The 14536-nt window shown below is 65.5% G+C and carries 13 protein-coding genes; 11 read left to right on the top strand and 2 right to left on the bottom strand.

The window, feature by feature from the left end; translation table 11 throughout:
- Window positions 1-50 precede the first annotated feature (50 nt).
- Window positions 51-1334 carry a putative hydroxymethylpyrimidine transporter CytX gene (gene cytX, locus DM373_RS27275; protein WP_110996472.1) on the top strand — a complete coding sequence of 428 codons (1284 nt, stop codon included), beginning with the start codon at window positions 51-53 and terminating at the stop codon, window positions 1332-1334.
- Here cytX and DM373_RS27270 read toward each other — a convergent pair.
- On the bottom strand, window positions 1303-2049 hold the full coding sequence (locus DM373_RS27270; protein ID WP_110996471.1) for an RsiV family protein: 747 nt from the start codon (window positions 2047-2049) through the stop codon (window positions 1303-1305). The genes cytX and DM373_RS27270 overlap by 32 nt on opposite strands.
- 185 nt (window positions 2050-2234) lie before the next feature.
- Between DM373_RS27270 and DM373_RS27265 the strand changes: the two genes are divergently transcribed.
- The 9 genes from DM373_RS27265 to DM373_RS27225 all read left to right on the top strand — a co-directional run bounded on the left by DM373_RS27265 (window position 2235) and on the right by DM373_RS27225 (window position 11639).
- Complete coding sequence (locus DM373_RS27265) at window positions 2235-2852, top strand: NUDIX domain-containing protein (RefSeq protein ID WP_110996470.1); 618 nt, start codon at window positions 2235-2237, stop codon at window positions 2850-2852.
- Window positions 2843-3295 (top strand): DUF1249 domain-containing protein, encoded by a 453-nt coding sequence (locus DM373_RS27260; protein WP_110996469.1) that lies wholly within the window; start codon window positions 2843-2845, stop codon window positions 3293-3295. The genes DM373_RS27265 and DM373_RS27260 overlap by 10 nt, the downstream gene beginning before the upstream one ends.
- Window positions 3296-3380: 85 nt before the next feature.
- On the top strand, window positions 3381-4184 hold the full coding sequence (gene cpdA, locus DM373_RS27255) for a 3',5'-cyclic-AMP phosphodiesterase (protein ID WP_110996468.1): 804 nt from the start codon (window positions 3381-3383) through the stop codon (window positions 4182-4184).
- Between the two features lie 253 nt (window positions 4185-4437).
- Window positions 4438-5046, top strand: coding sequence for a YqiA/YcfP family alpha/beta fold hydrolase (locus DM373_RS27250; protein ID WP_110996467.1), 609 nt, complete (start codon window positions 4438-4440; stop codon window positions 5044-5046).
- A 35-nt stretch (window positions 5047-5081) separates the two neighbouring features.
- Complete coding sequence (gene parE / locus DM373_RS27245; protein WP_110996466.1) at window positions 5082-6986, top strand: DNA topoisomerase IV subunit B; 1905 nt, start codon at window positions 5082-5084, stop codon at window positions 6984-6986.
- Complete coding sequence (locus tag DM373_RS27240) at window positions 6983-7969, top strand: esterase-like activity of phytase family protein (protein ID WP_110996465.1); 987 nt, start codon at window positions 6983-6985, stop codon at window positions 7967-7969. Before parE ends, DM373_RS27240 begins: the two co-directional genes overlap by 4 nt.
- The gene (locus DM373_RS27235; protein ID WP_110996464.1) at window positions 7966-8484 is read left to right on the top strand and encodes a retropepsin-like aspartic protease family protein; all 519 of its coding nucleotides are present in this window, start codon (window positions 7966-7968) and stop codon (window positions 8482-8484) included. Before DM373_RS27240 ends, DM373_RS27235 begins: the two co-directional genes overlap by 4 nt.
- A gap of 10 nt (window positions 8485-8494) precedes the next feature.
- Window positions 8495-10753 carry a DNA topoisomerase IV subunit A gene (gene parC, locus DM373_RS27230; RefSeq protein WP_110996463.1) on the top strand — a complete coding sequence of 753 codons (2259 nt, stop codon included), beginning with the start codon at window positions 8495-8497 and terminating at the stop codon, window positions 10751-10753.
- A 175-nt stretch (window positions 10754-10928) separates the two neighbouring features.
- Window positions 10929-11639, top strand: coding sequence for a PqiC family protein (locus DM373_RS27225; RefSeq protein ID WP_110996462.1), 711 nt, complete (start codon window positions 10929-10931; stop codon window positions 11637-11639).
- Between the two features lie 90 nt (window positions 11640-11729).
- Here DM373_RS27225 and serB read toward each other — a convergent pair whose 3' ends face one another.
- Complete coding sequence (serB, locus tag DM373_RS27220) at window positions 11730-12944, bottom strand: phosphoserine phosphatase SerB (RefSeq protein WP_167409878.1); 1215 nt, start codon at window positions 12942-12944, stop codon at window positions 11730-11732.
- 135 nt (window positions 12945-13079) lie between these two features.
- On the opposite strand from serB, the gene DM373_RS27215 reads away from it, so the two are divergent.
- Window positions 13080-14525, top strand: coding sequence for a histidine kinase (locus DM373_RS27215; protein WP_110996460.1), 1446 nt, complete (start codon window positions 13080-13082; stop codon window positions 14523-14525).
- Window positions 14526-14536 lie beyond the last annotated feature (11 nt).

The raw sequence follows: 14536 nt of genomic DNA, 5'->3' as shown, positions 1-14536 counted from the left end.
CGAGGACGCAGTCCTCGCCAGCAACAACTTCAATATTCCGGCGAACAATCATGACAACACCCAGCCACTTCTCCCCCGACCACCCGGTCCCCCTCCATCACCGCCAGTTCGGCGCCCGCGACCTGTTCTCGCTGTGGTTCTCCCTCGGCATCGGCCTGATGGTCCTGCAGGTCGGCGGGCTGCTGGCCACGGGCCTGGGCCTGGCCGGGTCGATCCTGGCGATCACCCTGGGCACGGCGGTGGGCGTGTTGCTGCTGGCGGCGGCCGGGGTGATCGGCAGCGACACCGGCCTGTCGGCCATGGCCACCCTGCGCCTGTCGCTGGGCCGCCACGGCGCGCGCCTGCCGGCACTGCTCAACCTGCTGCAACTGGTGGGCTGGGGCTCGTTCGAGATCATCGTCATGCGCGATGCCGCGAGCCTGCTGGGCGCGCGAACCTTCGGCGAGGACAGTGGCTGGAACAGCCCGCTGCTGTGGACGTTGTGCTTTGGCGCCCTGGCCACCCTGCTGGCGGTCAGCGGGCCCTTGGCGTTCGTGCGCAAGGTGCTGCGCAAGTGGGGGATCTGGCTGCTGCTCGGCGCTTGCCTGTGGTTGACCTGGAACCTGTTCGCCAAGGCGGACCTGGCCGACCTGTGGCGCCGTCCGGGCGATGGCTCGCTGTCGCTGGCGCTGGGCTTCGATATCGTCATCGCCATGCCGCTGTCGTGGCTGCCGTTGATCGCCGACTATTCGCGCTTCGGCAAGCGCGCCAGCCGGGTGTTCGGCGGTACCGCGCTGGGCTTCTTCATTGGCAATGCCTGGCTGATGAGCCTGGGCGTGGCCTACACCCTGGCCTTCGCCCCGAGCGGCGAGGTGAATGCACTGCTGCTGGCCCTGGCTGGCGCCGGGCTGGGCATTCCGCTGCTGCTGATCTTGCTCGACGAGTCGGAGAACGCCTTTGCCGATATTCACTCGGCAGCGGTTTCAACCGGCCTGCTGGTGAAAATGAAGGTCGAGCACCTGGCGCTGGCCATCGGCGTGCTGTGCACCCTGATCGCACTGCTGGCGCCCTTGGCCCAGTACCAGAACTTCCTGCTGTTGATCGGCTCGGTGTTCGCGCCGCTGTTCGGCGTGGTGCTGGTGGACCACTTCGTGGTCCGCCGTCGGCGCCTGCCGGCGCTGGTCGACGGGCTGCATTGGCAAGCGCTGCTGGCCTGGGCGGTGGGCGTCGTGGCCTACCATGTCATGGCCAATGAGGCGCCGGAGCTAGGGGCGACCCTGCCGGCACTGCTGCTGGCAGGGGTGTTGCACGGGCTGCTGTCGATCAGCCGCGGCCGGGAAACAGCTCAGGCCTGATCACGCCGTTGAGGCGCGGGTAGGGGATCTTCAGCTCGACGTGGCCCATGGAGTAGGGCGCGATGGCATAGACCTCGTACTTCACGATCACCGCGCCGTAGGTCAGGGCGATGTGCGGCGACTGCTTGAACGGCCAGGTTTTTACGAACTCGGGGTCCTTGTCCACGCCGGTGCTGATCTGCCAGGCGCGGTGGGACTCCTCGACGGTCTTCCAGAAGGTCTCTTTCTGGCCGGGCACCAGCATGTCGTCCAGGGTCAGCACCTTGTCCAGCTTGCGCGAGTAGTTGATGAAGCCGCGCCCGGGCATGCCGTGGGCGCCGCCGCTGTCGAGGTAGCTGGACAGCTCGACGATCACCAGCCCGTCATGCTGCTCGCGTACCTTGGCTTGCAGGTAGCTGCTGTTGCGCTTGTCGGCGCGGGCCAGGTACTGCTGCTCATAGGCCTGCAGCGAGGCTGGCGGGGTGCCGCGCTGGTTGTCCTCGGTCAGTTGCAGCAGGCGTTTTTCGACGATGGCGTCGAGCTTGGGCAGTGCCGGGAAGTGCACGGTGTCGATGTTCACCAGCGGGCAGTCGCTCTCGCTGCAGCCGGGTTTTACATGCTCCCAGGCGTCGCGCTTGACCTCGAGCGGTGCCCGGTAGTTGGGCGTGAACAGGCTCTGGCAGGCGCTGAGGGCGACTGCCAGCACGGCCACGGAAGTCAGTTTGACTAGCGTCATGATGATCCTTGCACAACGGTGATGATCGGCCTTGGACCGCCTGCGCGGCCTTCAGTTCGCCACTAAGCTAACAGAGAGCGTAGCGCCTGTCCCGAGTGCCCGAACGGTCGCCACAAAGGGATGAAACCGGGCGGCGCGCAGAGTAGGATTGCGCGATGCGGTAAACGAGGTAATGAGGAGTTTGCATGACGGACACGTTGAATTCGGTGCCCAGCCAGATCGAGATCGCGCGGCGCGAGCAGTTGTTCAAGGGCTTCTACAAGCTCGACAAGCTGCACCTGCGCCATGAACTGTTCGCCGGGGGCATGAGCCGTGAGTTCACCCGCGAGCTGTTCGTGCGCCATGACGCGGTCTGCGTGCTGCCCTACGATCCGCAGCGCGACGAAGTCGTGCTGATCGAGCAGTTCCGGGTGGGCGCCGTGGGCAAGGTGGCCAATCCGTGGCTGATCGAGATGGTGGCCGGCCTGATCGACAAGGACGAACAACCGGAAGAAGTCGCCCATCGCGAGGCCGAAGAGGAAGCGGGCCTTGCTTTCAGCGCGCTGTGGCCGATGACCCGCTACTTCCCGTCCCCGGGCGGCAGCGATGAGTACGTTCATCTGTTCCTCGGCCGTTGCGTCAGTGAAGGGGCCGGTGGCCTGCATGGCCTGGAAGAAGAGAGCGAGGATATCCGCGTGCGGGTGTGGGCGTTCGAGGATGCGTTGCAGGCGGTGCGCGACGGGCGCATCTGCAATGCCGCGACGATCATCGGCCTGCAATGGCTGGCGCTCAACCGTGACGAAGTACGAGGTATGTGGAAGTGAACCTGCTGCGCGAGCGCTATCGAGTCGACCTGGTCGGGCTGCAGACGGCCTGTGAGGCCAACTACGCCCGCCTGATGCGCCTGCTGCCGGAGATGCGCACCACGCAAAGCTCGCGGCGCATCGGCATGACCCAGGGCGACCAGATGCTCGGCGTACTGGTGCTCGAAGTGCTGTTGGCCTGCCCCTACACCACTACCCTGCGGGTGCGTCAGGAGCACAGCCTGCCGTGGTTGCCGGTGCCTGAGCTCGAGGTGCAGGTGTATCACGACGCGCGTATGGCCGAAGTGGTCAGCGCCGAGCATACCCGCCGCCTGCACAGCATCTATCCGTACCCCAACACGGCGATGCACCAGCCCGACGAGAAGGCCCAGCTCAACCTGTTCCTCGGCGAATGGCTCAGCCACTGCCTGGCCTGTGGCCACGAACTGGCGACCGTGCGCTGAAATGTGACGCCCGTCGGCTTCGAGTATTTGCTCCAAAGCGATCCATCGCCATAATCCGTGCTGAATCCGTTCGAGGAGACGGCCGTTGCCGCAAGCACTTTTCGCAGAGTCACCCGTTCATGTGGTGCAACTGACCGATGCCCATCTGTTCGCCGGTCCCACTGGGACGCTGCTGGGGCTCAATACCCGCGACAGCCTTGAACATGTGGTGGCGCAGGTGCGCCGTGAGCAGCCGCGCATAGACCTTTTGCTGTGCACGGGGGATCTGTCCCAGGATGCCAGTGTGGCCTCCTATGAAGCATTCCGCGGGTTGACCGCCGTGTTCGGTGCGCCGGCACGCTGGTTGCCGGGCAATCATGACGAAGCCCAGGTCATGGCCAAGGTGGCGCCGGAGCTGATCACGGCGGTGACCGATATCGGCGCCTGGCGCATCGTGATGCTCGATTCGGCGGTGGTCGGTGCCACGTTCGGGCTGTTGGCCGAAGACCAGTTGGCCACGCTGGATCAGGCGCTGGCCACTGCCGGTGAGCGTCATTGCCTGGTGTGCTGCCACCACCAGCCGGTGGATATCGGTTGTGCGTGGATGGCGCCGATCGGGTTGTGCAATGCCGACCAGCTTCTGCTGCGCGTAAATAGTTATCCACAGGTGAAGGCGCTGCTCTGGGGGCATGTTCACCAGGAATGGGACCAGGTGCGCGAGGGTGTGCGCTTGCTGGCCACGCCCTCGACCTGCATTCAGTTCGCGCCGGGCAGCGAGGACTTCCAGGTGAGTGAGGAGCAGCCGGGGTATCGCTGGTTGCGTTTGCATGCCGACGGGCGGTTGGAGACTGGAGTGGAGCGGGCGCGGGATTTTGTGGTGAAGCTGGATTTCGACAGCCCAGGTTACTGAGTCCAAGCGGGTGATGGGGGCCAATCCTGTGGGAGCGGCTTTAGCCGCGAAGCAAGCGACGCGGTGGATGGCACCGGCTCTGCCGGTGTTCGCGGCTAAAGCCGCTCCCACAGTGTCCGTGTTTAATCACAGGCTGATGATTTTTCCATGGACGCCGCGGCGCGCATTTTGAAGAATGTGTTGCGAAAATCCCTGCACTGAACCAATGCTCCTCGAACAGGCTACACTGCGCGTCTTTGCGTCCGGGGGCAGCATGTCGGGTTCCATCCTTTATATCCATGGCTTCAACAGCTCGCCGCTGTCGAAGAAGGCCCGCCAACTCGAGGCGGTCATGCAGCAGCTCGGCCTCGCTGACCAACTGCGCGTCCCAGCCCTGCATCACCACCCGCGCCAGGCCATCGCGCAGCTGGAGGCGGCTATCGGCGAACTCGGCGCGCCCTTGCTGGTCGGCAGCTCGCTGGGCGGCTACTATGCCACCCACTTGGCCGAGCGCCACGGCCTCAAGGCCCTGCTGATCAACCCGGCGGTCGCCCCGCATCGGCTGTTCGATGGTTATCTCGGCACCCAGCGCAACCTGTATACCGACGAAGCCTGGGAGCTGACCCACGACCATGTGCAGGCCCTGGCCGAGCTCGAAGTGCCACCGCCCAGGGACGCCGCCCGCTATCAAGTGTGGTTGCAGACCGCCGATGAAACACTGGACTATCGCCAGGCCGAGGGCTATTACCGAGCCTGTGCCCTACGCATCCAGGCTGGAGGCGACCACAGCTACCAAGGCTTCGCCGAACAGCTCCCGGCGCTGCTGACCTTTGCCGGTATTGCCCGTGGGCAGTATGCGGCGCTGGACTTTTCTGTATTTTGAGCTTTTTGCATTCACCTGACTGACGACGAGACCCCATGGCCAATCCCAGCGCTAGCGCCTATAACGCAGACGCCATCGAAGTCCTCTCGGGCCTTGACCCGGTCCGCAAACGCCCGGGCATGTACACCGACACCAGCCGGCCGAACCACCTGGCCCAGGAAGTCATCGACAACAGTGTCGACGAAGCCCTGGCCGGCCACGCCCGTTCGGTGCAGGTGATCCTGCACGCCGACCACTCGCTGGAAGTGTGCGACGACGGCCGCGGCATGCCGGTGGACATCCACCCCGAAGAGGGCGTGTCCGGTGTCGAACTGATCCTCACCAAGCTGCATGCCGGCGGCAAGTTCTCCAACAAGAACTACCAGTTCTCCGGCGGTTTGCACGGCGTCGGCATTTCGGTGGTCAACGCCCTGTCCACCCAGGTGCGGGTGCGCGTGAAGCGCGATGGCAACGAGTACCAGATGACCTTCGCCGACGGCTTCAAGGCCAGCGAGCTGGAAGTGGTCGGCACCGTCGGCAAGCGCAACACCGGCACCAGCGTGTACTTCACGCCTGACCCCAAGTACTTCGACTCGCCCAAGTTCTCCATCAGCCGCCTCAAGCACGTGCTCAAGGCCAAGGCCGTGCTGTGCCCGGGGCTGTCCATCAGCTTCGAAGACAAGGGCACCGGCGAGAAGGTCGAGTGGCACTATGAAGACGGCCTGCGCTCCTACCTGGTCGACTCGGTCAGCGAATACCTGCGCCTGCCCGACGAGCCCTTCTGCGGCAGCCTGGCCGGTAACAAGGAGGCGGTCGACTGGGCTCTGCTGTGGCTGCCGGAGGGCGGCGACAGCATCCAGGAAAGCTACGTCAACCTGATCCCCACCGCGCAAGGCGGCACCCACGTCAACGGCCTGCGCCAGGGCCTGCTGGATGCCATGCGCGAGTTCTGCGAGTTCCGCAACCTGCTGCCGCGCGGGGTCAAACTGGCCCCGGAGGACGTCTGGGAGCGCATCAGCTTCGTCTTGTCGATGAAGATGCAGGAGCCGCAATTCTCCGGCCAGACCAAGGAGCGCCTGTCGTCCCGCGAGGCGGCGGCGTTCGTCTCTGGCGTGGTCAAGGACGCGTTCAGCCTGTGGCTCAACGCCCACCCCGAGCTGGGCATGCAACTGGCGGAGCTGGCCATCAGCAATGCCGGCCGCCGCCTGAAGGCGAGCAAGAAGGTCGAGCGCAAGCGCGTCACCCAGGGGCCGGCGCTGCCGGGCAAACTGGCTGACTGTGCCGGGCAGGACCCGATGCGCGCCGAGCTGTTCCTGGTCGAGGGCGACTCTGCCGGCGGTTCGGCCAAGCAGGCGCGTGACAAGGAGTTCCAGGCGATCCTGCCGCTACGCGGCAAGATCCTCAACACCTGGGAGGTCGATGGCGGTGAAGTGCTGGCCAGCCAGGAAGTGCACAACATCGCCGTGGCCATCGGCGTCGATCCGGGTGCCACCGACCTGACGCAACTGCGCTACGGCAAGATCTGCATCCTCGCCGACGCCGACTCCGATGGCCTGCACATCGCCACCTTGCTGTGCGCGCTGTTCGTCCAGCATTTCCGCCCGCTGGTCGAGGCCGGTCACGTCTACGTGGCCATGCCGCCGCTGTACCGCATCGACTTGGGCAAGGAGATCTACTACGCCCTCGACGAAGCCGAGCGTGACGGCATCCTTGACCGCCTGGTCGCCGAGAAGAAGCGCGGCAAGCCGCAGGTCACCCGATTCAAGGGGCTGGGCGAGATGAACCCGCCGCAGCTGCGCGAAACCACCATGGACCCGAACACCCGGCGCCTGGTCCAGCTCACGCTCGACGACCTGGCGGGCACCACCGAGATCATGGACATGCTGCTGGCCAAGAAGCGCGCCGGTGACCGCAAGAACTGGCTGGAGACCAAAGGCAACCTGGCCGAGGTCCTGGTTTGATTCGTCCGCTCCTGGCACTTTGCCTGGCGTTGTCGATGTTGCCGGCCCTGGCGCAGGACTGGCCGGAGCTCAAGCTCACCCACGAGCACCCGGTCGATGGCATGCGCGGCGGTAACCTGTCCGGCCTGGCAGTGTGCCGCGGGGCACTGTGGGCGGTGTCCGACCGCGACGATGACCGCATCTATCGCCTCGACCGGGGCGATAGCACCTGGCGCGCCGAAGCGCTGGTGTTCACCCCGCCCGCGGCGCCGGACACCGGCCTGCCGTGGGGGCTGAAGTCGCGCAACTGGGCCGCGTCGTTCATCCGTGGCGGGGCGCTGGATTTCGAAGGGATCGCCTGTGATCAGGCCGGTAACTTCTATGTCGTCAGCGAAGCGCACGCGGCAGTGCTGCAATTGCCGGCCGAGGGTGAACCGGGCTGGTTGAAAATCGATCAGTCGATGGTCCGCCAGGCCCGTGCCAGCGGCATGCTGCTGCACTTCAATGCGTTGTTCGAAGGCCTGGCGATCAATCCGGCGGGCGACCGCCTGTGGCTGGCCGCCGAGCGCGAGCGCCGTGGCCTGCTTACGGTGCGACGCCAGCAATCGGTATGGGCCTGCGGGCGCAGTTGCGTGATGTTCAGCGAAGCCGGCGTCGAGATGCAGCCGGCCCAATTCCCGGAGGCACGCGCCCTGTCGCGGGACTTTGCCGACCTGACGCTGTTCGACGGCAAGCTGTTCACCCTGGAGCGCAACGCCTACCGCATTTGCCGGCGTGATGCCGACAGCGGCGCGGTCGAGCGCTGCTGGTCGTTTGCCGCCGACGCGTTGCTGGCGCCCCGTCGCTACGATCAGCCCTACGGCCTTGCCGAAGCGCTGGTGATCGACAAGGACGGCGCCTGGATTGGCGTGGACAACAACAATGGCGTGCGCGCCGATGGTGAAGCGCGGCCGATCGTCTGGCGTTTTGCCGCGCCACAGGGCGGCTGGAGCGGCAAACCATGAGCCAGGCACCGGGCAAACGTGCGGGCAGGGTGCTGATGGTGCTTGCCTGGGCGGCGGCGATGTTCCTCGCCACGCGTTTTTTCGGCCAGTGGGAAGCGCGTCAGGAAAACCCGAACAGCGAAGTGCAGAGCACCCAGGGCGATGGTTTCGTCGAAGTGCGCCTGCTGAGCAACGGCCAGGGGCATTTTGTCGCCGATGGCGCGATCAATGGCCGGGTGGTGCATTTCATGCTCGACACCGGGGCCACCGATGTTGCCATCCCCGAGGCGCTGGCCCGCGACCTCGATCTGGCCCGTGGTGCACCCGTGACGCTCAGCACCGCCAATGGCCGCACGGAGGGTTACCGCACCCGTATCGACAGCCTGCTGCTGGGCGATATCCACCTGCGCGACGTGCGCGCCCTGGTGGTGCCCGGCCTCGACGGCCAGGCCGTGCTGCTGGGCATGAGCGCCCTCAAACAACTTGAATTTACCCAGCGCGGCGGCACCATGCTGCTGCGCCAGAACCTGAAATGACGAGGCCCGCATGAGCGACTCACTCGAACTCAGCCTGGACGGTGTCGAACGCCGCTCGCTGGCTGAATTCACCGAACAGGCCTACCTCAACTACTCCATGTACGTGATCATGGACCGCGCGCTGCCGCACATCGGCGACGGCCTCAAGCCGGTGCAGCGCCGTATCGTCTATGCCATGAGCGAGTTGGGGCTCGATGCCGATTCCAAGCACAAGAAGTCGGCGCGTACCGTCGGCGACGTGCTCGGCAAGTTCCACCCCCATGGCGACTCGGCCTGCTACGAAGCCATGGTGTTGATGGCCCAGCCGTTCAGCTACCGCTACACCCTGGTCGACGGCCAGGGCAACTGGGGTGCGCCGGACGATCCGAAGTCGTTCGCCGCCATGCGTTACACCGAGGCGCGTCTGTCGCGCTACTCCGAAGTGCTGCTCAGCGAGCTGGGCCAGGGCACGGCCGACTGGGTGCCGAACTTCGACGGCACCCTGCAGGAGCCGGCGGTATTGCCGGCGCGCCTGCCGAACATCCTGCTCAACGGCACCACCGGCATCGCCGTGGGCATGGCCACCGATGTGCCGCCGCACAACCTGCGCGAAGTGGCCAGTGCCTGCGTGCGCCTGCTCGACGAGCCCAAGGCCACGCTTGAGCAACTGTGCGAACACATCCAGGGGCCGGACTACCCGACCGAGGCCGAGATCGTCACCCCGCGCGCCGACATCCTCAAGATGTACGAGAGCGGCAAGGGCTCGATCCGCATGCGTGCGGTATACCGCGTCGAAGACGGCGATATCGTCGTCACCGCGCTGCCGCACCAGGTCTCCGGGGCCAAGGTGCTGGAGCAGATCGCCGCGCAGATGCAGGCCAAGAAACTGCCGATGGTCGCCGACCTGCGCGACGAGTCGGACCACGAGAACCCCTGCCGCATTGTCATCATCCCGCGCTCCAACCGCGTCGATGCCGCCGAACTGATGCAGCACCTGTTCGCCACCACCGACCTCGAGAGCACCTACCGGGTCAACGTCAACATCATCGGCCTCGACGGCCGCCCGCAGCTCAAGAGCCTGCGGGCCTTGTTGCTGGAGTGGCTGGAGTTTCGGGTCGGTACCGTTCGTCGCCGCCTGCAGCACCGTCTGGACAAGGTCGAGCGGCGCCTGCACCTGTTGGAAGGCTTGCTCAAGGCGTTCCTCAACCTGGATGAAGTGATCCACATCATCCGCACCGAAGAGCATCCGAAGCAGGCGCTGATCGAGCGTTTCGAGCTGACCGAGATCCAGGCCGACTACATCCTCGAAACCCGCCTGCGTCAGCTGGCGCGCCTGGAAGAGATGAAGATCCGTGGCGAAACCGACGACCTGCTCAAGGAGCAGAAGCGTCTGACCACGCTGCTGGGCAGCGATGCCAAGCTGCGCAAGCTGGTACGCAGCGAACTGATCGAAGATGCCGAAACCTACGGCGACGACCGCCGCTCGCCGATCGTCGAGCGGGCCGAAGCCAAGGCCCTGTCGGAAAACGAGCTGATGCCGACCGAGCCGGTCACCGTGGTGCTGTCGGAGAAGGGCTGGGTGCGTTGTGCCAAGGGCCACGACATCGATGCCACGGGGCTTTCGTACAAGGCTGGTGATGGCTTCAAGGCTGCCGCGGCCGGGCGCTCCAACCAGTTTGCCGTATTGATCGACTCCACCGGGCGCAGCTACTCGGTGGCTGCCCACACCCTGCCGTCCGCCCGTGGCCAGGGCGAGCCGTTGACCGGCCGCCTGACGCCGCCGCCGGGCGCTACCTTCGAGTGCGTGCTGCTGCCGGACGACGATGCCCTGTACGTGGTGGCGTCCGACGCCGGCTACGGCTTCGTGGTCAAGGGTGAAGACCTGCAGGCCAAGAACAAGGCCGGCAAGGGCCTGCTGAGCCTGCCGAACGGTGCCAAGGTCATGACCCCGCGCCCGGTGGCCGACCGCGAGCAGGATTGGCTGGCGGCAGTGACCACCGAAGGGCGCCTGCTGGTGTTCAAGGTCGCCGACCTGCCGCAGCTGGGCAAGGGCAAGGGCAACAAGATCATCGGCGTGCCGGGCGACCGGGTGGCCAGCCGTGAAGAATATGTCACCGATCTTGCGGTGGTCAGCGAGGGGGCGACCCTTGTATTGCAGGCTGGCAAGCGTACCCTGTCTCTGAAACCGGACGACCTCGAGCATTACAAGGGTGAGCGCGGTCGCCGTGGTAGCAAATTGCCACGTGGTTTCCAGCGTGTCGATGCACTGCTGGTGGAAACCCCGGCATAAGCGGTTAGCACGTCTGCAGCGGCGCTTTCGGCGCCGTTGCAGGCGGAAATGCTGGAGTCGGGCCGCTATTTCGCGGATGATAGTGCACTTGTGGCGCCGGCGTGGCCGAGTGCCCGGATGAATTTACGTGAGTATCACTGCGGTCAGTCTTGAGGCGACCGCCTGGATGGGATGAATGAAATTTCTGCGCCTTCCATTTGCGCTGTTGATGACCGGGCTGCTGGGCCTGAGCGGGTGCAGCATGCACCAGCCGGTCGCCTTGTATCAGCTCGACAGCGGTGACCCTGGCCAGCCTTCGCAGGCGGCGGGCATGGCGGTGGTGCTTGGCCCTGTTTCGGTGGCCGACTACCTGCAACGCGAAACCTTCCTGCAGCGCCAGACCGATGGCAGCTTGACGGCGGCGACCGACGGGCGCTGGGCCGGTAGCCTTTCGTCGGACATCGATCAGTTGCTGGTGCGCCAGCTGGCCTGGCGCCTGGACAGCCAGCGCGTGGTGCTGGCACCTGCCAGTGCAGGTTTCACCCCGGACGTGCAGGTGCTGCTGACCATCACCCGCCTGGATTCGGGCAAGAACCAGCCGGCGATCCTGGATGCGCAATGGCGTGTACTGGACCGTCGTGGCCAGGTGCGTGACAACCGCATCGTTCACCTCGAGCAGCCGCACCAGGGCAGCGAATCGGCCCAGGTGCAGGCCCAGGGGCAGTTGCTGCAGAAGCTCGCCGAGCAGCTCAGCAATACGGTCAAACCGCTGGCCAACCAGCCGGCCATCGCCGAGGAAGCGCCCCGCAAGCAGGCGGCGCCGGTACAGGTGAAGAAGGAGCCAGAGAAGTCGAAGATCCCGATGGCTTCACCGATCCGCACCGATATGGAAGTCTATCGGTTCTGATCCGCCAGACATGAAAAAGCCCGCAGCGATGCGGGCTTTTTTATTGCCTCTGTCTTCGCCGGCACGCCGGCGAAGGGGGTCAGCCAATCATCAACTGCGCGCGTCGCGATCGCGCAGGCCCAGCAGGTACAGCACGCCATCCAGCCCCAGTGTGGAGATGGCCTGCTTGGCCGACTGGCGCACCAGCGGCTTGGCGCGGAACGCCACGCCCAGCCCGGCCAGCGACAGCATTGGCAGGTCGTTGGCGCCATCGCCCACGGCGATGGTCTGCTCCAACTGCAGCCCTTCTTGATTGGCCAGCTGTTGCAGCAGCTCAGCCTTGCGCTGGGCGTCGACGATCGGCTCGACGGCCACGCCGGTCACTTTGCCATCGACCACTTCCAGCTCGTTGGCAAATACGTAGTCGATGCCCAGGCGTGCCTGCACCTGCTGGGCGAAATAGGTGAAGCCACCGGAAAGAATGGCGGTCTTGTAGCCCAGGCGCTTGAGTTCGGCGAACAGGTGTTCGGCACCCTCGGTCAAGCGCAGCGACGCGCCGATCTGGTCGAGCACGCCAACGTCCAGGCCCTTGAGCAGCGCCATGCGCTCCTTGAAGCTGGCGCGAAAATCCAGCTCGCCACGCATGGCACGTTCAGTGATCGCCGCCACCTGCTCGCCCACGCCGGCTGCCTTTGCCAGCTCGTCGATCACTTCGGCCTCGATCAGCGTGGAGTCCATGTCGAACACGGCCAGGCGGCGGTTGCGGCGGAACAGGTCGTCGCGCTGGAAGGCGATGTCGATGTTCAGTGCTTCGCACAAGGCGAAGAAGTCGGCACGCAGGGCCTGGGCATCGGTTGGTTCGCCACGCGCGGAGATCTCCAGCGCGGCCTTGCCGTTATCGGTATCGGCATCCAGCGCCACACGGGCGGACAGGCGCTCGATGCGTTCGATGGTCAGGCCGTATTGGCTGATGATCGCGCTGACCCGCTGCAGCTGCTCCGGGGTGACTCGGCGGCTGAGCAGGGTGACGATATGGCGCGCCTCGCCCTGGCTGTCGGCCCAATGCTGGTAGTCCGCTTCAGAGATCGGCGTGTAACGCGCCTGCAGGTTCAGCTCATGGGCCTTCGATTGCACGCTCTGCAGCAGCCCGGTGGCGACCTCGTTGTCGGGAATGTCGACCAGGATGCCGAACGACAGCGTGCCGTGCATCACCGCCAAACCGATGTCGAGAATGTTCACACCGCCCTGGAGCAGGACGCCGGTGATGGCAGCGGTAAGACCCGGACGGTCTTCACCAGTGATGTTGATCAGGACGATTTCGCGCAAGACCGGGCTCCGACTTCGATGAAAAATGCGCATTCTACCGATTTTCCGTGACCATCGGGCGCCAACGATACTTTGCCGACAAAACTCTGCTCGCTATACTGCGCAGCACTTTCTCGCCATTAAGAGCCGCGCTCTGTGAACCGGCCCACGCCCGTCAAAACCGACAACTTCTTCCTGATGATCTACCGAGCCCTCAGCCAGCGCCGAATCCCCCTGGCCCTGCGTATCGCCAGCCATAACATCTTCCTGGTGGCCCTGGCCCTGGTGATCTATGCCTGCGTGATGGGTTTGCAGTTCAAGCAGGCCATGCATGAGCAGGCCGATGCCGTTGGTCAGAGCCTGACCACGCAGACCGCCACCTCGGCCACCGAGCTGCTGGTGTCCAACGACATCCTCAGCCTCAATGTGCTGCTCGGCAACCTGGTGAAGAACCCGCTGGTGGCGCACGCCGCCATCTACAGCGTGGACAACCGCATCCTTGCCGAGGCAGGCCAGCGCCCGCGCAACAGCCTGCTGGGCGAGGCAGAAGGCTTGTACCAGACCAAGATCACCTTCCAGGACGTGACCGCCGGCCAACTGCGCATCAGCCTGGACATGAGCCAGTTCCAGCAGCCGATGCTGATCAGCCTGCAGAGCATGGGCATCCTTGCCGCCATCCTGCTGGCGCTGGCCCTCACCCTGAGCCTGCGCCTGGGCCGTTTCATCTCCACCCCGCTGCTGCAACTGCGGGTCTGGCTGCGTGACCCGCATCCCTACACCCCGGCCATCGACCGCCAGGACGAAATCGGCGACCTGGCCCGCCAGCTGCACGCCCGCCTCGCACCGCCACCGCCGCCGGAGCCGGAGGTCGAGGAAGAAGACGACTTCGACGACGCCCCGGTAGCGCCAAAGGCCGCGCCGCGCGCCAAGCCCGTCGTGCAGGAGGCTGACGACGATGACGAGGCCTTTGCCGGCCTGATGGACGAAGAAACCGCCCCCGCCAAGCCGGTCGCCGTCGAGTCGAACGAACCCCAGAGCAGCGCCGTGCTGGCCGTCCAGCTGGGCTCCCAGGAGCAACTGCGCCGCCTGCCGCGTACTCGCCTTGCCGAGCTGCTGGAACGCTACAACGACTGCCTCGACCAGGCTGCCTCGCTGTATGAAGGTGAAGTGCACACGCTGAGCGACGGCGGCACCCTGCTGCTGTTCCACAGCCGCGACTGCGGCGAGGACTACCTGACCAACGCCATCTGCTGTGGTGAGCTGCTGCGCGCCCTGGGCCATGCCCTGCAGATCGAGGTGGCCGACAGCGGCATCACCCTGCAGCTGCAGCTGGGCCTGGTGCTGGCCGATGACTTGCAGGGCCTGGACCAGGTCGACCTGCTGATGACCGAACAGGCCCAGGACGCCCTGGCGCTGTCGCAGCACAGCCGCAACCTGCTGCTGGTGGAGCGGCGCATCAGCGACGATGCCCTGGTGCGCCAGCGTGCGCGCATCCGCCCGATCGCCAGCCCCGAGGGCGCGAGCTGCGTGGAGCGGTTGATGGAGCCGTACCCGTCGATGCTGGAGCGCCAGCTGGCACGGATGCACGAACGCCGCGCCTGATCCGCGCTGCA

Origin of the sequence: Pseudomonas sichuanensis, assembly GCF_003231305.1 — a bacterium.
In the GTDB taxonomy this organism is placed as follows: domain Bacteria; phylum Pseudomonadota; class Gammaproteobacteria; order Pseudomonadales; family Pseudomonadaceae; genus Aquipseudomonas; species Aquipseudomonas sichuanensis.
The sequence above is the reverse complement of the archived record's forward strand: the minus strand, read 5'-3'. Positions and strand labels throughout refer to the sequence as shown.